A 24,064-nucleotide genomic window follows, 5' to 3' on the forward strand; every position below is an offset into this window, starting at 1 on the left:
ATTTCATTAAAAATATATGACTACCTATTTTAGCTTTAGTATATTTGTCAAAATTATTTTTTATGAATTCATTATTGAAAACCCTGCGTATTGTTGGCTTCTTAGAAGGAATATCTTATATCCTTTTATTAGGTGTTGCAGTGCCCATTAAATATATATTACACGATCCGCAATATGTAAAACTATTAGGTATGCCACATGGTTTACTTTTTGTAGGTTATGTTGTTTTAGCCATTTTAGTTGGTGTAGAATTAAAATGGAGTATAAAAACAATAGCCTTCGTTTTACTAGCCTCTATTGTTCCTTTCGGAACCTTTATTGCAGATAAAAAATATTTTAAAACAGCTGTATAAATGGAAAAATTTACACACTTTTTTTACGATTATTTTATTCAATTTGATTTTACTGAAACCTCTGCTAAGTATTTAAACATGCTTGCGCTTTTGGTTATTTTATTGGTCATTGTCTTTCTGTCCGATTTCATTGCGAGAAGAATTTTACTACAAACCTTTGCCACATTCGCGTCCAAATCTAAAACTAAGTTTGACGATTTATTGGTCAACCATAAAGTTCCAAGACATGTTGCTCATGTGGTACCATTAATTATAACATTAAAATGTTTACCTATTGTTTTTGCAGACTTCCCTCCTTTTGAGAGTGCTGTAGAACTTCTGTTACAACTCTACTGTGTTGTTTTAGTTATATGGATTATAAGAAGTGTATTTAACACTTTAGCTTCGTTCTTTAAAACATTACCTAGATTAAAAGACAAACCCATAGATAGTTATATACAAGTTATGATGCTGTTTTTATGGGTTGTTGGAATAGCATTAATTTTTGTAATGTTAACTGGAATAGAACTCAAAACATTTTTCACCACTTTAGGAGCCGCTTCCGCAGTCCTATTACTGATTTTTAAAGATACTATTTTGGGATTTGTAGCGAGTATACAAGTTGCTATTAATGACACCGTACGTATTGGAGATTGGATTTCTATGGAGAAATTTGGTGCAGATGGTACCGTTATTGAAATTAACTTAAATACGTTGCAAGTTCAGAATTTTGACATGACTATTACTAACATTCCAACTTATGCTTTAATTTCTGAATCCTTTAAAAACTGGCGAGGAATGAGCAATTCGGGAGGAAGACGAATTAAACGCTCTATTATTATTAAAGCAAAAAGTGTTCATTATTTAACAGATGATAAAGTTGAAGATTTAAAGAAAATCCAAATCTTATCAGATTATTTAACGCAGCGACAAGACGATATTGTTACGTATAACACCAATAACAATGTCGATAAATCTGTACTAATTAATGGCCGTAATATGACTAACTTAGGGGTCTTTAGAAAATATATTCAAAGTTATATAGAACAACATTCGGCCATAAATAAAGACATGACTATCATGACGCGTCAATTAGCTCCAACACCCCAAGGATTACCTTTAGAGATTTATGCTTTTAGTAGCGACAAACGCTGGCAAAATTACGAATACATTATGTCTGACATTTTTGACCATAGTATTTCTGCAGTGCCATATTTTGACTTAGAAATCTATGAACTATCTAATTATGTTCCTGAATAGATTATACCATAAAAAAGTCGAGCAATATGCTCGACTTTTTTTATTGTTACAATCTTTTTAATCTGTGATCTCCAGACTAATTTGCTTGTGCTTTCGCGTCTTCAATCATCTCTTGGTTTGCAGAAACACCAATTTCTACACGTCTATTTTTAGAACGTCCATCTTCGGTTGTATTATCAAATCTTGGTCTTGTTTCTCCATAAGCATTTACTTCAAAACGATCTCTTGTCACTCCTTTTCCTTGTAAATAAGTCACTACAGATTGCGCTCTTTTTTCAGAAAGCGTCATATTGTAAGCATCATTTCCTGTGCTATCTGTATGTCCTTCAACTAATAAATTAGTGTCGGGAAATTCTATAAACACATCAGCAATAGCATCCAAATTTTCTTTGGCTTCGGCGGTTAAATCTGCTTTATTGGTCGCAAAAGTAACTCCACTCTTGTCGTCAAACACCACTTGAATACCTTCACCTACACGCTTCACTTCTGCTCCAGGTAATGCTTCTTCAATTTTATCGGCTTGTTTATCCATACTGTTTCCTATAATTCCACCTGCTGCACCACCAACTGCTGCACCAATTAAGGCTCCGGTTATATTTCCACCAATAAGACCTCCAATTAAAGCGCCTCCTGCAACTCCTGCTCCAGCACCTTTTTGAGTGTTATTTGCATTTTGAAGTGCATCGCAACTTACAAACGATAATGAAAACATTAAAGCCACTGCGAGTAATATACTTGTTGATTTTTTCATGTTTTTCTGTTTTTATAAATCTATACTATCTGATGTTTTATTGAACGTCATAATCACGTCAAAAGGATTCCCTTCATATTCAGAAGGTACTTTAAGAAGCATCATATTATCACTAATTTCTAAAATTGTTGCGCGGTATCCTGACTTTACATTTTTAGCTTTAATATCGTCTCCAACATATTTAAACTGAAACTGTGTATACCCGTCTGCCGACTCTAAAAACGACCAATGAATGGTTTGAGTGTAAGCATCGCAAATAGAACTATTTACATTAGTAGAAAATTTTCCTGAGCCGTTATTAGGAATAAAAACCCATTCGCTCCCTTTAAAACAAGACGAATCTGCTAAATCAAACAAAAAGGCTTTATATAAACCTTTATCTCCTACAAATTTAATATTGGTTACTTCCCATGTCCCTTTTAGCATTTTTTTGCTTGGCTGACTGGCCGTTGTTGACTTGGTTCCTGAGCACGAAAATACTAGGACCGCTAAAGTCAGATAAATTAATTTTTTCATTTGGTTTATTTATTTGATTAATATATCTCTAAGTTAATACTATTACTTCAATTTTAACACCAAATATAGTGCATAATTGACAATATACTATTCAGCTAAACGGTCCTTTACAAATTCAATTTCCGTTTTTCCGTGTGGTTTAGATTTACCATCTTCGCCTAAGTTTACCATAATAATATTGTCTACACGGATAATAGTTTCTCTAGTCATTTTATTCCTCACTTCACATTTTAAAGTTAAAGATGACTTTCCAAAATTTTCAACTGCAATACCTATTTCAACAATATCTCCTTGCCTAGCTGAACTCATAAAATTAATTTCGGACATGTACTTAGTTACAACCTTACTGTTTTCTAATTGAATGATGGAATACAGCGCTGCTTCTTCATCAATCCATGCTAAAAGTTTACCACCAAAGAGCGTCCCATTTGCATTTAAATCTTCTGGTTTTACCCATTTTCTAGTGTGAAATCTCATAATTATTATTTTTGATGTAAAGATAATTTAATAATTGTTCATAACAAGGTTAACAAGTAATAGGCTTAACAAAAAAATGGATAGAGATAATTAATAATTTTAGTAAAAATGTTTAATATTATGACAACAAGACACAACAATCTTAAAGCTATTCGTCCATCTTCCTCTTATGGAAAACTTAGCGAAAACATGAGTAGTGACGAACGTTTTCAAAACGAAACATTACGCCCAATTATTAAACTCCAGGAACATTTATTTGTAGAGGTGCTAAAAAATTATTTTAAGAAACATAAAAGCATGTTCTATGAGTTATCTATTCCTAAAAAAATTATCTACGTTGAAAATAGCATTCAAAAAGACATCAAATTTAGAAATTCTATTAAAGGCATGATCATAGGCCAATTTACTATTGAAGAGTATTTAATTTACATCGAAAACTCTTCAGCATTAAATAAACGCATGATGAATATTGTAAAAGATCAGCTTATTAATAACATACAGATGTTTGATGTGCAGCTTAGTGAAGTTGTATAATCAAATTTAAACTTTTTTTTATATGAGCGATTCGCCATTAATATTCGTTGTTAAGACATCGCTCATATAATCAAAATACGGTCTAATAACCTTAAACGAACCATTAACTTGCTCTAAAAAGTCTGGCGCAAGCACTTCCTTATCTGTATATTTTTTAGTAAATATAAATTGTTTTTTTCTGATTAAATCAATATCAGGATGCGTTTTATCAAAGCCTTTAGGTGACGTTTTAAGCTCATCACCTTCTATAATACCCCAAGTAGATTTAAATCTGGAATCGTTTATAATATCTCTAACCTCTTGCGCATCTACTTCAAACTCTTTCCGTATACGCAATAAATCTTCTTTATTTGGATCCCAAAAACCAGTCGCAATAAAAGATTTATTATTAGGCTCTACATGCAAATAATAACCACCACGTAATTGTGGTTTTACACGATGTATAGTGCCTCCAAAATGTGTTTTATATGGCACTTTGTTTTTTGAAAACCTTACATCTCTATAAATTCTAAACACCTTAACGGCATCCACATCATCATGAGTTTTTAACAACGTAAAAAGTTCGTTAAAAACAGCTTTCATTTCTTTTTCTACAGTTCTAAACTCCGTTTTATGATCCTGAAACCATACTCTATCATTATTCTTTTCCAGTGCATTTAAAAAATCTAGTACTTGTTCTGAAATCATGTGTGTTTATTTTATTGGTATAAAGATATAAAAAAGCCCCAGTAAACTGAGGCTTGATATTATTAAAACGATATGAAATTACTCTACTAAATGATATGTTTTAGATATAACTTCGTTTGATTTTTTATCGAATCTTTGTACTACAAAATTACCGTTATCATCGAAATATCCGATACCCGTATTCCCATTGTCTTTCATAACAAATTGCGAGTGATCTCCGTCTGATTGTTTTACGGCAGTTATGCTGGAATTATTAGGATTTGTAATTGTAAATCCGTCATCACTCATATTAAACTCCATTACTTTATCATCTAATTTATAAACCATAGATTTTTTTTGAGATGAAAAAGGACTATTATCAGTAATCTTAATGGTTTCCTGAACTTGAGCTTCTGTTGGGACTCTATTCTGATTCAATTTGTTTTTATCAGCTTCATCCAACTTCACTTCCTGTTCTACACGCCTATTGATTTCGACTGTATTTTCTTTAATTTCTTTACCATTATTTGTTTGGGTGGTAATCGTCTTTGTTTCGTCTAAGACATCTTTCGTTACCGTTTGAGCTTGTACCGAAACATATCCTAAACACAAGAGTACCCCTAAATATATTGATTTCATAATTTTAGTTATTAAGCATTAAACTAATGTTTTTCGAGGTCTAAATTCCTTCCTCTTAAAAGAAGAAAATTATTAGAATCTGAAGTTATATCAGATTACTCTACAATGGCACGGTTTAAATGCTCTGTTGGTTTCTTAGACCAAGAGTCTAACATCCAACTTGCTTTTTCTAACTCTCTAATGTATGCTCCAATAAGGTCAATTGTACCTTCATCTGTAGCTGCTTCAGCTTTATTTACCACAGCTTTCATTTGTTTTAAAAGCAATTGGTGATCATTAAGTATTTCGGCAACCATTTCTTTATCAGATTGAATTGGAGATACTTCTTTTATTGCAGAGAGTTCTAAATAATCTGAAAGTTTACTCATTGGATGATAGCGTAGTGTTAAAATACGTTCAGCTATTTCATCAATTTTTGTTCGAGCATCTGTATATAATTCTTCAAATTTATTATGCAAATCGAAGAAATTCTCTCCTAAAATATTCCAGTGAAAATTTCTAAGTTTTTGGTAGTAAATATGGTAATCAGCTAAAAGTGTATTTAGCTCTACAACTACAGGTAGTAGTTTTTCATCTTTTATATTTAAATAGTTCATTATAATTGGTTTTATTGATTAAACTTAGTATGAATGTACAATGTTTAATCAATACCAATCGACTTATTAACTGACTTTAACCTATTTACGGATTAGTTAAGTTAATTTATGTTAATATAGAAACCTAAATCTTAAAAAGCATTAACAAAGAAAAGGCTACGTTTTTAATAATACCACTTAGGATTAAGATTCAAACTCGACTGCGTTTAGAATCAAGCCTGAAGCAGGCGCAATATAATCCATAACCTCTGCACTTTCGGGTTTTAAACTATCTTGAATATATTCTAATGTAATCTCGTGTTTACCCAATTTTATTAATGCGCCCATCATTAATCTAATTTGGTTACGCATAAACCCTTTTCCTTTAACGCGTAACATATATGACTGTTCTGGAAAGAAACTCGCAGTAAAAATGGTGTTTTCTACCAATTCGCAAGTATCTATCGCTCTATTAAACACACCCGTTTCTGTGGGCTTATAACAATAGGTTTTAAAATTATGAGCACCTTCAAATAATTTGGCTCCTAATTTCATTTGGTCTATATCTAACGGATCTAAAATGGTTGTCATTAGTGGAGCACAAAACGGATGATACTTTGCACCATGGGCAAATACATAGACGTATTCTTTCATCTTAGATGCATTAATCACATTGAAATGCTTATCGACTTCTGTAATAGACAATGCTCTTAAGTCTTGTGGTAAATTGTAATTAAACAACTCTAGAAAAGCGACTTCATCCTCAATTTTATCTTCTAAAAACAGCTCAAAAGCCCCTTGTTGTGCAGATACCATAGCATCTGTTCGCCCTGAGCCTAAAGTTTTGAAGGGTTTCCCATCCATAATATAGCGCATGGTTTTATCAATCATTAGATGTACCGTTTTTAGTTTTGGTTGTTTTTGCCAACCATGAAAACGATAGCCTAAATACTGGATTTCGATAAGATAAAAATAACGTTTATTCAACTGAAAGTGTTTTTATAAAGAGCATGCAAGTAACCATTTTTAGTAGACTTCTCAAAAAATTCACTACTTTTAAACCGAATTAAATGTACTAATTTTTCAATTTATGACGCACGTAAAGAAGCTTCCTGTTTGGTATTGGATTGTAACCGGATTTTATTTATTATGGAATGGTTTAGGTGTTCAACAATATTTTATACAAGCCAATAATACAGAAGCCTTTAGAGCAAAGTATACCGCAGCTCAATTAGAAGAAATAGCCGCAATGCCCACTTGGGTTATGCGTGCCTATGCTGTTGCAGTAATGGCCGGATTCTTAGCCAGTATATTTTTAATGGTGCGTAAACGTTTTGCTTATCCTGTAGCATTAACCTCATTAGTTGCCGTAATTGCACAAATGAGTTATTTGTTTTTTGAAGTAAAACCACCAAGCATAATTTTGCCAATATTAGTACTAGTATTTTCAGTACTACTGCTTTTATTTTCCAAATATGCCGTTTCAAAAAAGTGGCTTGCCTAACACGATATAAACAAAAAAGGAGCATTTTTACTTAAAAAATGCTCCTTTTTCGTTGCTCTTATTTTTCTCTGCCTTTTAAGATGTCTACTACATCTTTAATTTCAAAACCTTTGGCTTGCAATAAGATTAGATAGTGAAACAATAAATCGGCACTTTCGTTTAAGAATAAATCAGCGTCGTTATCTTTTGCTTCAATAACCACTTCAACAGCTTCCTCTCCTACTTTCTGTGCAATTTTATTAATACCTTTTTCAAATAAAGAAGACACATACGATTTTGATGCTGAAGCGTTTAAACGTCTATCTTTAATCACATCTTCTAAATGCGAAATAAATCCGTATGCTTCATTATTAGTCTCTCCCCAACACGTATCGGTACCCTTGTGGCACGTTGGGCCTTTCGGATGTACAGTGACTAATAAGGTGTCGTTGTCACAATCTAATTTAATATCGACTAAATTTAATACATTGCCACTCTCTTCACCTTTAGTCCATAACCGATTCTTAGTTCTGCTAAAAAAGGTAACTAATTTTGTTGTTTTAGTCTTTTCAAATGCTTCGGCATTCATATACCCTAGCATCAACACTTCTTTAGTTAATGCATCTTGCACGATTGCAGGCACTAATCCATCGTTATTTTTATTGAAATCTATATTCATCACTATTGTTTTGACATGTAAAATTTTACAATCTTACAGCTATGTTATTTGTTTTTAATTCTGCTTTTAATTCTGAAATTGGAATTTCTCCAAAATGAAATACACTTGCGGCCAAGGCGGCATCTGCTTTTCCCTCTTGAAACGTATCTACAAAATGTTGTATGGTTCCTGCTCCACCTGAAGCGATAATTGGAATATTTAGCATATCTGACAATTTCGCTAAGGCTTCATTTGCAAAGCCGTTTTTTGTCCCATCATGATTCATAGACGTGAATAAAATTTCACCAGCGCCTAAATCTTCAACTTGCTTGGCCCATTCAAACAAATCAATTTCAGTTGGAATACTTCCTCCTGCCAAATGCACTTTCCATTGTCCATCAACTTCTTTCGCGTCTATAGCAACTACGACACACTGACTTCCAAATTTTTCTGATAATTCCTTGACCAATTCCGGACGTTTTACAGCCGAAGAGTTAATGGAAATTTTATCTGCGCCACATTGTAATAACGCGTCGACATGTTCTATAGAGGAAATTCCACCACCTACTGTAAAGGGAATATTTACTTGTTCTGCAACATGTAATACCATATCTAGGGTTGTTCCTCTTCCTTCTAAAGTAGCTGAGATGTCTAAAAACACCAGCTCGTCTGCACCTTTTAAGGCATATTGTTTCGCCAATTCTACCGGGTCTCCAGCATCAATTAAATCGACAAAATTTACACCTTTTACGGTTCTTCCATTTTTAATATCCAAACAAGGGATAATTCGTTTTGTAAGCATATTAATTTATTGAGAGTTTACAACCAGTTTTTCTAAATCCTTCATACTGATTTTGTTTTCGTAAATCGCTTTTCCGATAATTACACCTTCGCAACCTAATTCCTTAAGTTTTGGTAATTCCTCTTTACAAGAAATTCCACCAGAAGCTATAAGTTTAATACTTGGATTTTCGGTAATTATCTTTTTATATAAGTCGAATGATGGTCCTTCTAACATACCATCTTTAGAGATATCTGTACAAATAACGTACTGAATACCTTTACTCATATATCCTTTTATAAAGGGGGTAACTTCCAAGCTACTTTCTTCCAACCAACCACTAATGGCTACTTTTTCGTTCTTAGCATCTGCACCTAGAATAATTTTCTGACTGCCGTATTTTTGAATCCAACTTTCGAACATGGCGCTATTTTTTACTGCAATACTTCCGCCAGTAATTTGTTTTGCACCAGAACTAAATGCAATATGTAAATCGTCGTTTGTTTTTAATCCACCTCCAAAATCAACTTTTAAATTGGTTTTTGAAGCTATCTGATCTAAAATCTTGTAATTTATAATTTTGCTCGCTTTAGCACCATCTAAATCTACAAGGTGCAAATATTCTACACCGGCATCTTCAAAACTTTTAGCAACTTCTAAAGGATTTTCGTTATACACTTTTTTGGTATCGTAATCGCCTTTAGTTAAACGCACACATTTTCCGTCTATAATATCTATGGCTGGTATAATTCTCATAATTAAATGTTGATCGGTTTAAGTTTAAGATTCTAGATTTAAAAAATTTTCAAGCAGTTTAGCGCCTGCAATACTACTTTTTTCTGGGTGAAATTGCACACCGTAAAAATTATTATGTTTTACAGCCGTAGTATAATTTCCATTATAATTGGTTGTCGCAATGGCTTCTTTACAATCTTCTGCATAATAGCTATGTACTAAATACATATACGACTCTTCCGAAATACCTTTAAATAAATCGGACTTCAAATTGGTAATGGTATTCCACCCCATTTGCGGTACTTTAACTGTATTAGGAAAGCGTTTTACATGGACTTGAAAGATACCCAAACCTTTAGTATTTCCTTCTTCTGAAGACAAACAAAGCAATTGCATACCCAAACAAATACCTAAAACTGGCTGAGTTAAGGTAGGAATTAATTCGTCTAATTTAGTGCTTTTTAGCATTTTTAATGCCGAGCTGGCTTCACCAACGCCTGGAAAAATAACACGATCTGCATTTTTAATAGTCTCAGGATCGTTGGACAGTACAGCATCTACACCTAAACGTTTAAATGCAAACTGAATACTTTTAATGTTACCTGCTCCGTAATCTATTATTACAACAGAAATCCCTTCAAAATTCTGTTTTTCTATCATTTTATCTAAACTCATAATCTATATTCTAAAGACTCGCCATTTTTGCAAGTACACCTCTTCTCCCTCTCGGAAGATTATGATGGGTTTTTACAACATCCCTTTTGTTGATGGTAAAATCATTTTTTCTACATCGCGTTTTACTGCCATTTTTATAGCTTTCGCGAAGGCTTTAAATATCGCTTCAATTTTATGATGCTCGTTAGTCCCTTCCGCTTTTATGTTTAAATTACATTTTGCACCATCGGTAAACGATTTAAAGAAATGATAAAACATTTCTGTTGGCATTTTACCAACCATTTCACGTTTAAAATCAGCATCCCAAACCAACCAGTTTCTTCCTCCAAAATCGATTCCAGCAGATGCTAAACAATCGTCCATTGGCAGGTAAAAACCATAGCGTTCTATTCCTAATTTGTTTCCTAAAACGGTGTTGAATAATTCTCCTAAAGCAATCGCTGTATCTTCAATAGTATGGTGTTCGTCTACTTCTAAATCGCCAACCACTTTTAAATTTAAATCTAACTGCCCATGACGTGCAATTTGATCTAACATATGATCGAAAAAAGCAATACCTGTTTCAATATTACTTTTACCAGTTCCGTCTAAATTTAAATCGATTTTAATTTTAGTTTCGTTGGTGTTACGCTCAATACTTCCCGTCCGATCTTCTACTTTTAGATGTTTATAAATAGCTTCCCAATCGTTAGATTCTAAAGCGATATAAGCATCTAAAGCCTCACGTTTCACAGTGATTTCATCGGTACCAAGATTTGTATTGTCGTTTATAAAAATGCCTTTAGAACCTAAGTTCTTCGCTAATTCAATATCTGTTAAACGGTCACCAATAACATAAGAATTTTCTAAATCGTAAGCTTCAGAAAAATATTGAGTTAATAATCCGGTGTTAGGTTTACGCGTAGGCGCATTATCTTTTGCAAATGTTCTGTCTATAAATTGTTCTTTAAACTCTACACCTTCATTTTTAAAGGCTTCAAGAATAAAATTATGAACAGGCCAAAAGGTATCTTCAGGATACACCTCTGTACCTAAACCATCTTGATTGGTAATCATGACGATTTCGAAATCCAATTCTTTTGCTATTTTACTTAAATATTGAAATACTTTAGGGTAAAATTCTAACTTCTCAAAGCTATCAATCTGTTCGTCAGCAGGCTCTCTAATTATCGTGCCATCACGATCTATAAATAATACTTTTTGTTTCATTTTAACTTGGTAAGTGCGGTGATTAGCGTTTTATTTTCTGAAGGTGTTCCTACGGTTAAGCGTAAACAGTTTTCGCATAACGGTTGGGTGGTTCGGTTTCTTATTACAATACCTTCTTGAATTAATTGATTATAACGTGCTGTAGCGTCGTCTACTTTAACGAGTACGAAATTAGTATCCGACGGATATATTTTTTCAATGTAAGCAATAGATTTTAATTCCGATAGCAATTTACTACGCTCAATTAAAATGGAATCTATTTCGTCGCTAACAACTTCTGTTTGTTTTAATAATTCTACAGCTTTGTTTTGCGTTAACACGTTGATATTATACGGTGGTTTTATGGTATTTAAAACTGAAATAATTGTTTCTGATGCATAACAAATTCCCAATCTTAATCCTGCCATACCATAGGCTTTAGATAAGGTTTGCGTGATGACTAAGTTTGGAAATTCTTCTAAACGATGTAACCAACTGTCTTGTGTAGAAAAATCGATATACGCTTCATCTATCACAACAATACCTTCAAATTTCTTTAATAGTGTTTCAACTTCATTATCATTAAAACTATTCCCAGAAGGATTATTCGGGGAACATAAAAATAGAATCTTACTATGTGCATCTGCGACATTCAAAATCTGATCGACCTCCGGTTGAAAAGACTCAGAAAGCAATACCTTTTTAATGGCTACTGCATTTAAATTCGCCAATACTTCATACATACCGTATGTTGGTGGCAAGATTATGATGTTGTCTTGGTTAGGCTCACAAAATGCACGAACTAATAAATCTAAAACTTCATCGCTCCCATTTCCTAATAAGATTTGAGATTTCGACACGCCTTTAATATCTGCTAAAATGTCTTTTACAGCATTCTGATGCGGATCTGGATAACGATTTATTCCGTTTTCAAAAGGATTCTCGTTAGCATCTAAAAACACCATATTACTGGTTTCTTCTTGAAATTCGTCGCGTGCAGACGAATACGCTTTTAGTGCTTTTATGGACGGTCTTAAAAGATCTTGTACAGTCGCCATTAGTTTTTATTTAAATCGTTTAATCGTAAAGTAACCGCATTTTTGTGCGCTTCTAAACCTTCGGCTGCTGCCATTTTTTCTATAATCGGACCTAAATCTAATAAGCCTTTATCTGTTATTTTCTGAAATGTGATACTCTTTAAAAAACTATCTAAATTTACACCAGAATACGAACGACTAAATCCATTTGTTGGTAAGGTATGATTGGTTCCTGAGGCATAATCGCCTGCACTTTCAGGTGTATAATTCCCAATAAAAACAGAACCTGCATTACGTATACCATTTACAAAAAGGGCTTCATTCTTAGCGCATATAATAAAGTGTTCTGGTGCGTATTCATTAATTAATTCTAAAGCAATATCATCGTTTTCAACTAAAATCAACTTAGAATTAGCAATGGCTTTTTTAGCGATTTCTTGTCGTGGTAATTGTTCTATTTGAACATCTACAGCTTTTAAAACATCATTAATCATGGTTTTAGAAGTCGATACTAAAATCACCTGACTATCGGCACCGTGTTCTGCTTGGCTTAATAAATCTGAAGCCACGAAAGCAGCATTTGCAGTATCGTCTGCGACCACTAACAATTCACTTGGTCCAGCTGGCATATCAATAGCCACGCCGTGTTTAGTCGCCAATTGTTTGGCTACGGTTACAAACTGATTTCCTGGTCCGAAAATTTTATAAACTTGTGGAATATTTTCAGTTCCGAACGTTAATCCAGCAATAGCCTGAATCCCGCCTACTTTTATAATTTTTGAAACCCCACATAAATCTGCAGCAAATAAAATTTCGTTAGCAATTTTGCCAGATGCGTTTGGTGGTGAACATAACACGATTTCTTTGCAACCTGCAATTTTTGCTGGAATAGCTAACATTAAAACCGTAGAAAACAACGGTGCAGTTCCTCCTGGAATATATAATCCTATTTTTTCAATAGCACGTTTTTCTTGCCAGCAATGAACACCAGGCATGGTTTCAACTTCAACTTTAGTTGTTTTTTGAGCCGAGTGAAAGCGTTCAATATTTTTATATGCAGTTGTAATGGCTATTTTTAAGTCTTCTGAAACTTGTGCAATAGCTGCTTCAATTTCTTCTGCACTCACTAAATTATTTTCTAAAGTAACGCCATCGAAACGCGAAGTATATTTTGCTATTGCCTCATCCCCAATACATTTTACGTCATTGAAAATTTGAGTCACCGTATCTTCAATATCATTTACGGTTTGCGTTGGGCGCTGCAGTATATCTGACCAATCTGATTTATTGGGATTTTCAATAATATTCATCTTGTATGTTTTAATTATAACACCATATTATCTATAGGACAAACTAGGATACCTTCTGCTCCATGCGCTTTTAATTCGTCTATAATTTCCCAAAATTTATTTTTGTCGATTACAGTATGTACAGAGCTCCATCCTTCTTGTGCTAAAGGTAATACTGTTGGACTTTTCATACCTGGTAAAATGGTAATAATTTCTTCTAATTTATCATTTGGTGCATTTAGCAATACATATTTAGAACGTCGTCCTTTTAAAACAGAATCTATTCTAAATTTTATAGTATTTAAAATGGCTAATTTTTCTTCGGTAATTAAAGGTGAAGATGCTAAAACAGCTTCAGATTTAAGTAAAACCTCTACTTCTTTTAATCCGTTTTTAAATAATGTACTTCCGCTAGATACAATATCAACAATGGCGTCTGCAAGTCCAATATTTGGAGCAATCTCTACAGAACCGTTAATAATGTGTAACTGAGCATTTACATTGTTTTTATCTAAAAACTGTTGTACGGTATTTGGGTAAGATGTAGCAATACGCTTACCATCTAAGTCCTGCATACTAGTGTATTTAGCCGATTTTGGAACAGCTATAGATACTTTACAAGACGAGAAACCAAGTTTCTGAACAATTTGAATGTCTCCGCCTTTTTCAATCAAAACATTCTCTCCAATAATCGCGGCATCTACTACACCATCTTTTAAATACTGTGGAATATCGCCGTTACGTAAATAAAATACTTCTACTGGAAAGTTTTTTGCTGATGCTTTTAATTGTTCTTTTCCATTATCTATAGAAATACCTATGTCTTTAAGGATTTGCATAGATTCGTCGTAAAGTCGACCTGATTTTTGAACTGCAATTTTTAGTTTACTCATTTTGTTATTTAATATGTTCGAGTAAAATCATTCGGAGAAAAATAAAACCCCATCTGATTAACTCAAACGGGGTTTAAAAATATATTATTATGAAATTTATTCAATACACTTTCTGCTCGTTTAAGTACAAGTATGAAAATGATGATGATGTAATTGAATAAAGTTCATGGCTTTGTTTTTTGTTCTTTACAAATATTCAGAAATTTAAAACACTTATGCAAGTTTTAAACTAAAAAATATTAATTTATTATTGATTTCCAAGAATGATAGGCATTCCGCTTTTTCCAGAACCAATAACAATTACTTTAGAATTTGGAGATTCAGATAATTTAACTGTAGCTTCTATGCCTTTATCTTGTAAAATTTTATCGTTTAAAGACTCACTTAAAATTCTATTCGCATCAGCTTTACCTTGTGCTTCAATAATTTGTTTTTGAGCTTCTTTTTGCGCTGTAACTAATCTAAACTCATATTCTAAAGATTCTTGCTCTTGCTTTAATTTACGCTCAATAGCATCTTTAATTGTTGAAGGCAATGTGACGTCTCTAACTAAAATCTGATTTAATTGAATGTATTGATCATCTACAATATTCTTTGTTTCGTCAAAAATTTCTTGCTGAATGGCATCACGCTTACTAGAATACAATTGCTCAGGTGTATAACGCCCTACTACACTTCTCGCTGCCGAACGAATGGCAGGAAGTAAAATACGTTCTATATACATTTCACTTTTTTCTTGATGCAATTTTCCTAAGTTTTCGAATTGTGGTTGAAACCAAGCTGAAGCCTCTAATTTAATATCTAATCCGTTTGAAGAAAGCACATTCATTTTCTCGTAAATCTCTTGTTGTCTTACTTCGTAGACAAAAACTTTATTCCAAGGTGCTACAATGTGAAATCCTTCTCCCAAAGCTGGCTCATCTGTAACAACTCCATCATCAAATGTTTTATAAAGCACGCCAGCTTCCCCAGAATTAATGGTCACTGCCGACTTAGAAATTAAAATAATTATTGCTATGATAGCAACAACAAAGGGTAATGCAATTTTAGGTAATTTGTCCATTATTTATATATTAAGTTAATCCGTTATATTTTCTTAAAAACCATTCTAAAGATAAGCAGAAAACTATGATTCCTAGCACATATTTCCAGTCTATTAATCCCTGTGTTGTCTTTGTGCTTTTTTGAATCGTCACATATTTTTTATTAGCGATTAAATCATTAAACATATTATCGTAATTCGCTATAAAATAAGATGTTCCAGCCGTTTTACTCGCTAACTGATTTAACTTAGAAACATCTGCATTTAAAAACTGTTGTTCTACATTATATTCCAAAATTGTAAAGCTTCCAGAACTAGATATTTGCTCTGAGGCTGCACTAACCGTAAACTCGTATTCTCCGGCAGACAAATGACTTAAATCGACTTGATAATTATTGCTTTTAATTACAAAAGGCAGATTAAAAACATCTCCAGATTCTTTGTTTTTTAAAGCAATTTGAAGAGTTTCTCGATTATCGAACTCGTAATTTTTATTAAAAAATTGCGCTTTTATAATCACATTATTTACGCCTTCATAAAACGATTCGAAATCTACAACTAATCTGGTTTTACGTTTAGTAGTTGACAAATACTGTACCAACTTCCCTATAAAATTATCAAATGTGTTAAAGCTTTTGGTATTTAAAAAACTTTGAGCTCTCCATTGCCAAATGTTTTCGCCTAACAAGATCGCTTCTCGCCTACCTTTAGTTTCAAAAGTGGCTAATAATGGCTGATTTGTGGTTATGTTTCCATACTTTTTATACAGCAAGGTTTCATACGCACTAAAAAAAGTAAGTTCTCCAAAAGCCGATTGTAAAGGCGGAAACGATTCAAAATCTAAATCGTCTACTATAAATGTAGAATAATTAGTATTAAATACACCTTGATACATTTCTGTTTGCGAAGTAATATCGTGTTCATATATATCTGATTGATCATTTAGAAAAAACCAATCGGTTTGCGTTCCAGAAATGATAAACGTATTCTTGTTCTCAGCTTTTATATCATCGAAAATAAATTTAAACTGATTATCCGGCTGATACAATATAACCAAGTTAAAATCATTAAGTTTAGATTGAATTTCGTTTGGTTTTAAAATGGTAACTGCTCGTTGCTCATTACTTTCAATACTCTTTTTTAACGTTCCTAAATCTGGATGAAAGAAACTAGAAACTATCGCAATATTCATTTTTTCGTCAATCACTTCAACAGCAAAATTCTTAGCATTATTTACCTTATTCTTTTCTGAATCTAGAGGTTGTATTTGCGCCTTATAAGCAGATAGGCCCACTTGATTTGCAGGTAATGTAAATTGTAATACTTCTGAAGTGTGATTTGCAGTAAACGTAATATTTTTACTGTATACCGTTTGGTTCTTAGAGGTAACTGTAAATGTAGAGGTAACAGTTTCTTTTCCATTGAAAACGACAATCGTTTCTACAGGAAATTTATTCTTTAAATAGGCATATTTATTCACGTTTAGTTGCCTAATACTTAAATCTAAATATGTTGTAGTGTCTCCTAAAATAATAGGATAAACGGGCTGATTATAAGTAGAATATTCATAATCGTTACCAAAGGTTTGATTTCCATCTGTGATAAGAATGGTTGGAGCAACATCGTCTTTATAAATATCCTGAAGTGCTTCTAAAGCTGAAGAAATATCGGTTTGTTTTTCAGAGAAAGTTAAAGAATCTGATGCATTTAAGGTCTTACCAAAACTGTAATACTCTATATTAAATTTATCGTTTAGTGCGGCATGCGAGCGAATAGCTTCCACGGTTTGCTCAGCATTTTTATGTTGTCCTAATTGCGCTACCGAGTTAGAATTATCTACAGCAACTAAAAGTTTTGGCTTTTCTAAGGTTAATTGAAGTTGTTCGAACTTAGGATTAATTACCAATAAAAGCACAGAAAAAATGGTAAAAAAACGTAAAAAAGCAAAAAGCATGTACAATTTAGACATGCTTTTTACTTTATATTTATACTGAAATAAAGCTAATACGAGTGCTACAATTCCAGCAATAATTATATATAATACGGTTTGTGTAGGCATATATTAAGTTAACATTCCGCCATCAACATTTAACGTTTGTCCTGTAACATACGCACTTAAATCGCTTGCTAAGAATACACAAACATTAGCCACATCGTCTGGAGTACCCCCACGTTTTAGTGGAATACCTGCACGCCATCCTTTCACAGTCTCTTCATCTAATTTTGCAGTCATTTCGGTTTCTATAAAACCTGGAGCAACAACGTTACTTCTAATGTTTCTAGATCCTAATTCTAAAGCTACAGATTTAGAAAACCCAATGATTCCTGCTTTAGAAGCTGCATAATTGGTTTGACCAGCATTTCCTTTTACTCCCACTACAGAACTCATGTTAATAATAGAGCCTTTACGTTGTTTAAGCATGGTACGCTGTACTGCTTTAGTCATATTAAATACAGATTTTAGATTCACTTCTATAACCTGATCAAAATCTTCTTCACTCATACGCATTAACAAATTATCTTTTGTAATTCCTGCGTTATTTACTAATATATCTATGCTTCCAAACTCTTTTACTACATCTTCTGCTAAGGTTTGAGCTTCTGCAAAATTGGCAGCATTACTTTGATAACCTTTTGCTTTTATCCCTAAGTCATTTAACTCTGTTTCTAAAGCATTTGCAGCTTCTACAGAAGAACTGTAAGTGAATGCTACATTTGCACCATGTTGTGCAAAAATTTGTGCAATTCCTTTACCTATTCCACGGCTTGCACCCGTAATAATTGCTGTTTTTCCTTGTAATAATTTCATGTATAGTTAAATAAAATTTATGAAAATCAAAGATACTAATTCAAATTTTGACAGTATAAAAAAACCTCACAAATATTTGTGAGGTTTTCATGTGTTTATAAGATTAAATGAATGCTTTACAGCTTTACTTTATCTGTTGTTTCGTAATTAAACAAGTAATCGACATCCATTTCATTAACTTCTCCTAATTTCTTTAGTGCCGTAAAGTCTATGTCTTTTTTATTACCAACAACCATAACATTATAATTCTCTCCTTTAATATTCTCATTAAAGAAATCGCGTAAATCACTTATAGTCATGTTTTGTATAGTATTGTACATCTCTTCACGATTGTCGTTTTCTATACCTAATTTTTTCAAGCCTTCGTATTCCCAAAAAATATTGGCCTTAGTAATACGTTCTGCAGCAATTTTCTTTAATGCAGCATCTTTTGCAGCTTCAAACTGTTTATCTGCTTCTGGCATATCACTCATTAAAGACATCATTGCATCTACCGCCTGCTCCATTTTATTAGCTTGCGTACCAATATAAGCCATTACATAATTAGAATCTTCTTTTTTACTCGCTGTACTATAACGTGAAAATGCTGAATATGCTAAAGATTTAGATTCTCTAATTTCTTGAAAAACGATAGACGATAATCCACTACCAAAATAAGCATTAAATAAACTTGTCGCTGCTAGGTTTTTAGCATTAAACTCTCCACCTTTAGCTAAGAACACCATTTCTGATTGTACCATATCGTAATCTGCAAAATACACTTGTCCGCCAGTTTCTTTTTCAATATAACTTGTTGCTTCTGGATATTCTTTAAGAGGTGTATTTAATTTATGCTCTTTATTTAAGGCAGCTACAGCTTGATCTACGTCTTTACCATAATAAAAAATACGTTGTTTGTAATCTTTTATTCCTTTTACAATATCCACCAATTCTTGAGGATCTTGAGCTTTCAATTCTGAAGCTTTAATTATGTTTCTTAAACGTGAGTTTTCGCCATACTGACCGTAATTTACTAAGCCATTCCATAAAATATTGCTTTTTTGAGTTTTGCCATCTTGTCTCCCTTTTAAAATCTTATCTACATATTTAGCATAAGCCTCAGGATCTGATTTAGGATTATTAATTAAATCTTCTAATAACGCTAATCCTTTTGGTAAGTTCTCTTTTAATCCGCTTAAACCAATATAACTCACATCGTCTCTACTCACGACATAATAATTAATACCTAACTTATAAAACTCTTTTTTAATGTCTTCTGCAGACATGGTTTCTGTACCAATATATTCTAAGAATCCAACTGCTAAACTTAATTTTTTATCATTATCTGTCCCCATATCAAAAATGATATTCAGGTTAAACAAATCGTTAGACTCATTATTTATATATGATACTTTTACACCGCTGTCTAGATCTTTTTCTTTGATAGCCGTTTTGTAATCTACAAATTTAGGCACTAAAGCCTCTGCTTCTATCTTTTGAAAATCTGATAAATACTGAGAGCTTTTATCTCTATTTAAATTTACTGGCGTAATTCCAGGATTTTCTACCTTAACAATAGAGCTATCTTCACCCTTTCGCTTATAAACAACGACATAGTTTTCCTGATAAAAACGATTAGCAAAAGCCACTAACTCCTCTTTAGAAATAGCCTTTAATTCATCTAAAAACTTCACTTGATCTTCCCACTTTTGGTGATGGATAAATGCATTGTAATATGCAGATGCTAAAGCTGTACTGTTTTCGTATTGTCTGGTCTGACTTAATTTTAAATCGTTAACCACAGCATCAATCAACCAATCGTCAAATTCTCCTTTTTTAAGTTTATCGATTTGTGTGAATAATAAATCTTTAACTTCATCTAAAGACTGACCTTCTTTTGGGCTACCTGATAACTGCTGTAAACCATAATCGTTTAAAAACATGGTAGAACTTCCTGCTCTTTGCACCAATTGTTGTTGATTTAAATTTAAATCCATTAAACCTGCTTCACCATTTGCAAGAATCATATCTGCAAGAGTTACGAATTTTTCATCTTCAGAATTTATTCCGTCACTTCTATACGCAATACTGATTCGCTCTGAAGTTGGTCCAAATACTTCTTTAACGACCGGAGAAGTAATAGGGTCTTCTTTAGGAAGGGTTGGGTGTGTAACTTCTTTATTTTTTAGTTTTCCAAATGTATCATTGACGTCTTTAATTGTTTTTTCAAAATCGATGTCACCAACTAAAACCATAGCCATATTATTTGGCACATAATATTTATCGAAATAATTATTAATATCAACCAAAGACGGGTTCTTTAGATGTGCTGCCGTACCAATGGTTTGCTGTTGCCCATAAGGATGATTTGGAAATAAGCCATCAAGCATAGCTGTATACATTTTTCTGCCATCGTTATCTTGAGATCTATTAAATTCTTCAAAAACAGCTTCTAATTCTGTATGAAATAGACGCAAAACCAATTTACTAAAACGCTCACTTTCTAGAGATAACCATTTGTTTAACTCGTTAGTCGGAATTTTATTTTTGTATACCGTTTCCTCAAACCACGTATGCGCATTTGTTCCTGTTGCTCCCATACCGCTAACCATTTTATCGTATTCGTTAGCTACGGAATAGTTCGAAGCCTCTAAAGACACTTCATCTATTTTCTTATAAATTTCTAACTTTTTAGCTTCGTCTGTTTCTGCACGATGCGCTTCATATAAATCTGAAATTTGTTTAATGTATTCTTGCTCTTTTTCCCAGTCTGTAGTTCCGATTTTATCGGTACCTTTAAAAAGCATGTGTTCTAAATAATGTGCTAAACCTGTAGAATTACTTGGATCGTAGTTTGATCCAGCACGCACAGCAATGTAAGTTTGAATTTTTGGTTCGTCTGTATTTTTACTTAAATACACTTGTAAACCATTCTCTAAAGTATATAACCGTAATCCTGTAGGATCGTTATTTATAACTTCATAAGAAAAGCCGTTGGGGTCTTTTTTCACTTCTGTTTTGACTGCTAAGTCGGTTGAGTTGTTAGTTTCTGCATTTTGTTTACAAGCGAAATTAAAAGTCACTAATAGACAAAGCACAAGCATGGAGTTGATGTGTTTCATATAAATTGTTTAGTATTAAAAAATCCGTTAACAAATTAGTGTTAACGGATTTAAAAGTTACAAATTTTATATAAAATTTAACAGTAAACTCCTGTTAAATCACTGATAGTCTTAAGCTAATTGTGCTAATACTTCAGCTATCTTTTTACCTATCTCTGCTGGAGAATCTACAACGTGAATTCCACAGTCTCTCATAATTGCTTTTTTAGCTTGAGCAGTATCATCACTACCACCTACAATGGCACCAGCGTGCCCCATTGTACGTCCTGCAGGAGCAGTTTCACCAGCAATAAAACCAACAACTGGTTTTTTACTACCACTAGCTTTATACCAGTTTGCAGCGTCTGCTTCTAACTGACCTCCAATTTCGCCAATCATAACAACAGCTTCTGTTTCTGGATCGTTAATTAAAAGTTCTACAGCTTCCTTAGTCGTTGTTCCAATAATTGGATCTCCACCAATACCAATAGCAGTAGTAATACCTAAACCTTGTTTTACAACTTGGTCTGCTGCTTCGTAAGTTAAAGTACCTGATTTAGATACGATACCTACAGTTCCTTTTTTAAATACAAAACCTGGCATAATACCAACTTTAGCTTCACCTGGTGTAATAACACCTGGACAGTTAGGACCAATTAAACGGCAATCTTTACCTTTAATATAATCTGCAGCTTTAATCATATCTGCAACAGGAATCCCTTCTGTAATTGTAATAATAACTTTAATACCTGCATCGGCAGCTTCCATAATAGCATCGGCAGCAAACGCTGGCGGAACAAAAATGATTGTTGTATCTGCTTCTGCTTGAACAACAGCATCTTTTACTGTATTAAAAACTGGACGGTCTAAATGTGTTTGACCACCTTTACCTGGAGTTACACCTCCAACTACATTTGTACCATATTCAATCATTTGTCCGGCGTGAAAAGTTCCTTCACTTCCAGTAAACCCTTGAACTATTATTTTTGAATTTTTATTTACTAAAACGCTCATTTTTGTTTGTTTTATTTATTTAAAAGCTTTACAAATGTAAAGTTTTAACAATTATCATTAAAGATTTTTTTTGACTTTATTTAAAAATATAAATCTTTTCCAATTCAATAAAAATTATTGAATCTCTTTTAATTTTTCAATTAATTTAGGAAGTTGTCTAAGTAAAGCAAATTCTTTTAACTTATTCCTAGATTCTTCAATAGGTGTTCCGAAATATGTTTTCCCTCCAGCTACAGATTTTGTAACTCCAGTTTGCCCCATAATTACGGCTTTTTTTCCTATTCTTATTCCGCTAGTTGTTCCAACTTGTCCCCAAATTGTAACTTCATCTTCAATAACTACACACCCTGCAATACCAACTTGAGAAGCGATTAAACACTTCTTCCCGATTACGGTATCGTGTCCAACTTGAATTTGATTATCTAATTTAGAGCCTTCTCCTATTATAGTATCTCCAGTGACACCTTTATCTATAGTACACAACGCACCAATATGCACATTGTTTTCTATAACTACGCGTCCACCAGATTTTAACTGATCGAAACCTTCTGGTCTATTTTTATAATAAAATGCTGAAGCACCTAAAATAGTTCCCGCGTGTATAATCACGTTATCTCCAATTACAGCATCATCATAAATACTAACATTAGAATGTATAATACAGTTTTTACCAATAGTTACATTATGACCAATAAAACAATTAGGTTGAATGGTGCTATTTTCTCCAATTTTGACCGAATCTGATATGCTCTGATTTGCATTCTTAAACGGTTTAAAAAACTGAGTTAGTTTGTTAAAATCACGAAACGGATCGTCTGATATTAACAAAGCTTTACCTTCTGGACATTCAACTTCTTTATTAATTAAAACAATAGTTGCGGCAGATTGTAAGGCTTTATCATAATACTTTGGATGATCTACAAATACAATATCACCCGTTTCAACCACATGAATTTCATTCATGCCTAGAACAGGAAATTCGTCTTGTCCAACAAATTCACAATCAATAATCGTTGCAATTTGTTTTAATGTATAAGGTTGAGGAAACTTCAAGGTCTTATTCTTTAACGCGTTCTTTGTACGTTCCTTTTTCTGTTTCTACTTTAATTTTATCTCCTTCATTTATAAATAAAGGGACATTAATTATAGCTCCAGTTTCTACTGTTGCAGGCTTAGTTGCATTTGTAGCTGTATTTCCTTTAATACCTGGTTCTGTTGCAGTAATTTCTAAAATAACACTTGCTGGCATGTCTACAGAAAGAGGCATACCATCTTCAGAATTAATTAAAATGGTAACTACTTCGCCTTCTTTTAATAAATCTGGAGTATCTAAAGCATTAACATTTAACATGATTTGATTATAATCTTCAACATTCATAAAGTGATATAAATCGCCTTCTGGGTATAAATATTGAAATTTATGTGTTTCTACACGTACATCTTCTAATTTATGTCCTGCAGAAAACGTATTATCTATAACTTTACCTGTTGTTACACTCTTTAATTTTGTTCTTACAAACGCTGGCCCTTTACCTGGTTTTACGTGTAAAAATTCAATCACTTTAAAAATATCATGATTATATCTTATACATAATCCATTTCTAATATCTGATGTTGTTGCCATTCTATT

The 24,064-nt window shown here is 32.9% G+C and carries 26 protein-coding genes; 4 read left to right on the top strand and 22 right to left on the bottom strand.

Features of this window, described 5'->3' with window-relative positions; all coding sequences use genetic code 11:
* Positions 1-62: 62 nt before the first annotated feature.
* On the top strand, positions 63-353 hold the full coding sequence (locus tag AST99_RS11870) for a DUF3817 domain-containing protein (RefSeq protein ID WP_057782049.1): 291 nt from the start codon (positions 63-65) through the stop codon (positions 351-353).
* The gene (locus AST99_RS11875; protein ID WP_057782050.1) at positions 354-1,592 is read left to right on the top strand and encodes a mechanosensitive ion channel family protein; all 1,239 of its coding nucleotides are present in this window, start codon (positions 354-356) and stop codon (positions 1,590-1,592) included. It abuts the gene before it with no gap.
* Between the two features lie 76 nt (positions 1,593-1,668).
* Here AST99_RS11875 and AST99_RS11880 read toward each other — a convergent pair whose 3' ends face one another.
* From AST99_RS11880 to AST99_RS11890, 3 genes are all read right to left on the bottom strand, one after another.
* Positions 1,669-2,343, bottom strand: a complete 675-nt coding sequence (locus AST99_RS11880; protein ID WP_057782051.1) for a YiaD family glycine zipper/OmpA-like lipoprotein — start codon at positions 2,341-2,343, stop codon at positions 1,669-1,671.
* 12 nt (positions 2,344-2,355) lie between these two features.
* Complete coding sequence (locus AST99_RS11885) at positions 2,356-2,859, bottom strand: lipocalin family protein (RefSeq protein ID WP_057782052.1); 504 nt, start codon at positions 2,857-2,859, stop codon at positions 2,356-2,358.
* An 87-nt stretch (positions 2,860-2,946) separates the two neighbouring features.
* The gene (locus AST99_RS11890; RefSeq protein ID WP_057782053.1) at positions 2,947-3,336 is read right to left on the bottom strand and encodes an acyl-CoA thioesterase; all 390 of its coding nucleotides are present in this window, start codon (positions 3,334-3,336) and stop codon (positions 2,947-2,949) included.
* Between the two features lie 120 nt (positions 3,337-3,456).
* On the opposite strand from AST99_RS11890, the gene AST99_RS11895 reads away from it, so the two are divergent.
* The gene (locus AST99_RS11895; RefSeq protein ID WP_057782109.1) at positions 3,457-3,870 is read left to right on the top strand and encodes a hypothetical protein; all 414 of its coding nucleotides are present in this window, start codon (positions 3,457-3,459) and stop codon (positions 3,868-3,870) included.
* Positions 3,871-3,888: 18 nt separating this feature from the next.
* Here AST99_RS11895 and AST99_RS11900 read toward each other — a convergent pair whose 3' ends face one another.
* The 4 genes from AST99_RS11900 to AST99_RS11915 form a co-directional block, all read right to left on the bottom strand.
* Positions 3,889-4,557, bottom strand: a complete 669-nt coding sequence (locus AST99_RS11900; RefSeq protein ID WP_057782054.1) for a DUF2461 domain-containing protein — start codon at positions 4,555-4,557, stop codon at positions 3,889-3,891.
* Positions 4,558-4,635: 78 nt separating this feature from the next.
* Positions 4,636-5,175: a hypothetical protein gene (locus AST99_RS11905; RefSeq protein WP_057782055.1), complete on the bottom strand. Its 540-nt coding sequence runs from the start codon at positions 5,173-5,175 to the stop codon at positions 4,636-4,638.
* A 95-nt stretch (positions 5,176-5,270) separates the two neighbouring features.
* Positions 5,271-5,771: a Dps family protein gene (locus tag AST99_RS11910; RefSeq protein WP_057782056.1), complete on the bottom strand. Its 501-nt coding sequence runs from the start codon at positions 5,769-5,771 to the stop codon at positions 5,271-5,273.
* Positions 5,772-5,954: 183 nt separating this feature from the next.
* The gene (locus AST99_RS11915; protein WP_057782057.1) at positions 5,955-6,737 is read right to left on the bottom strand and encodes a tRNA pseudouridine synthase A; all 783 of its coding nucleotides are present in this window, start codon (positions 6,735-6,737) and stop codon (positions 5,955-5,957) included.
* A gap of 103 nt (positions 6,738-6,840) precedes the next feature.
* On the opposite strand from AST99_RS11915, the gene AST99_RS11920 reads away from it, so the two are divergent.
* Complete coding sequence (locus tag AST99_RS11920) at positions 6,841-7,254, top strand: hypothetical protein (RefSeq protein WP_057782058.1); 414 nt, start codon at positions 6,841-6,843, stop codon at positions 7,252-7,254.
* Positions 7,255-7,312: 58 nt separating this feature from the next.
* Here AST99_RS11920 and hisIE read toward each other — a convergent pair whose 3' ends face one another.
* The 15 genes from hisIE to efp form a co-directional block, all read right to left on the bottom strand.
* Entirely contained in the window at positions 7,313-7,912 is a 600-nt protein-coding gene (gene hisIE / locus AST99_RS11925) for a bifunctional phosphoribosyl-AMP cyclohydrolase/phosphoribosyl-ATP diphosphatase HisIE (protein ID WP_057782059.1), read from the bottom strand.
* Between the two features lie 25 nt (positions 7,913-7,937).
* Positions 7,938-8,693, bottom strand: a complete 756-nt coding sequence (gene hisF, locus AST99_RS11930; protein WP_057782060.1) for an imidazole glycerol phosphate synthase subunit HisF — start codon at positions 8,691-8,693, stop codon at positions 7,938-7,940.
* 6 nt (positions 8,694-8,699) lie between these two features.
* Entirely contained in the window at positions 8,700-9,428 is a 729-nt protein-coding gene (gene hisA, locus AST99_RS11935) for a 1-(5-phosphoribosyl)-5-[(5-phosphoribosylamino)methylideneamino]imidazole-4-carboxamide isomerase (protein ID WP_057782061.1), read from the bottom strand.
* A gap of 24 nt (positions 9,429-9,452) precedes the next feature.
* The gene (hisH, locus tag AST99_RS11940; protein ID WP_057782110.1) at positions 9,453-10,040 is read right to left on the bottom strand and encodes an imidazole glycerol phosphate synthase subunit HisH; all 588 of its coding nucleotides are present in this window, start codon (positions 10,038-10,040) and stop codon (positions 9,453-9,455) included.
* A gap of 114 nt (positions 10,041-10,154) precedes the next feature.
* Positions 10,155-11,291 carry a bifunctional histidinol-phosphatase/imidazoleglycerol-phosphate dehydratase HisB gene (gene hisB / locus AST99_RS11945; protein ID WP_057782062.1) on the bottom strand — a complete coding sequence of 379 codons (1,137 nt, stop codon included), beginning with the start codon at positions 11,289-11,291 and terminating at the stop codon, positions 10,155-10,157.
* Positions 11,288-12,328, bottom strand: a complete 1,041-nt coding sequence (gene hisC / locus AST99_RS11950) for a histidinol-phosphate transaminase (RefSeq protein WP_057782063.1) — start codon at positions 12,326-12,328, stop codon at positions 11,288-11,290. Before hisC ends, hisB begins: the two co-directional genes overlap by 4 nt.
* Positions 12,328-13,617, bottom strand: coding sequence for a histidinol dehydrogenase (hisD, locus tag AST99_RS11955; RefSeq protein WP_057782064.1), 1,290 nt, complete (start codon positions 13,615-13,617; stop codon positions 12,328-12,330). The genes hisC and hisD overlap by 1 nt, the downstream gene beginning before the upstream one ends.
* Positions 13,618-13,631: 14 nt before the next feature.
* On the bottom strand, positions 13,632-14,489 hold the full coding sequence (gene hisG / locus AST99_RS11960; protein ID WP_057782065.1) for an ATP phosphoribosyltransferase: 858 nt from the start codon (positions 14,487-14,489) through the stop codon (positions 13,632-13,634).
* 247 nt (positions 14,490-14,736) lie between these two features.
* Complete coding sequence (locus AST99_RS11965; RefSeq protein ID WP_057782066.1) at positions 14,737-15,552, bottom strand: prohibitin family protein; 816 nt, start codon at positions 15,550-15,552, stop codon at positions 14,737-14,739.
* A 10-nt stretch (positions 15,553-15,562) separates the two neighbouring features.
* A complete protein-coding gene (locus AST99_RS11970) occupies positions 15,563-17,590 on the bottom strand; it encodes a hypothetical protein (RefSeq protein WP_057782067.1) in 2,028 nt (675 codons plus the stop codon).
* A gap of 3 nt (positions 17,591-17,593) precedes the next feature.
* Entirely contained in the window at positions 17,594-18,340 is a 747-nt protein-coding gene (gene fabG, locus AST99_RS11975; RefSeq protein ID WP_057782068.1) for a 3-oxoacyl-[acyl-carrier-protein] reductase, read from the bottom strand.
* 116 nt (positions 18,341-18,456) lie between these two features.
* The gene (locus AST99_RS11980) at positions 18,457-21,441 is read right to left on the bottom strand and encodes a M16 family metallopeptidase (protein ID WP_057782069.1); all 2,985 of its coding nucleotides are present in this window, start codon (positions 21,439-21,441) and stop codon (positions 18,457-18,459) included.
* Between the two features lie 111 nt (positions 21,442-21,552).
* Positions 21,553-22,434 (bottom strand): succinate--CoA ligase subunit alpha, encoded by an 882-nt coding sequence (sucD, locus tag AST99_RS11985; RefSeq protein WP_057782070.1) that lies wholly within the window; start codon positions 22,432-22,434, stop codon positions 21,553-21,555.
* A gap of 114 nt (positions 22,435-22,548) precedes the next feature.
* Positions 22,549-23,487, bottom strand: a complete 939-nt coding sequence (locus AST99_RS11990) for a UDP-3-O-(3-hydroxymyristoyl)glucosamine N-acyltransferase (RefSeq protein WP_057782071.1) — start codon at positions 23,485-23,487, stop codon at positions 22,549-22,551.
* A gap of 4 nt (positions 23,488-23,491) precedes the next feature.
* Complete coding sequence (gene efp, locus AST99_RS11995; RefSeq protein WP_057782072.1) at positions 23,492-24,058, bottom strand: elongation factor P; 567 nt, start codon at positions 24,056-24,058, stop codon at positions 23,492-23,494.
* Positions 24,059-24,064: the final 6 nt, after the last annotated feature.

Source organism: Formosa algae, assembly GCF_001439665.1.
Lineage (GTDB): Bacteria > Bacteroidota > Bacteroidia > Flavobacteriales > Flavobacteriaceae > Formosa > Formosa algae.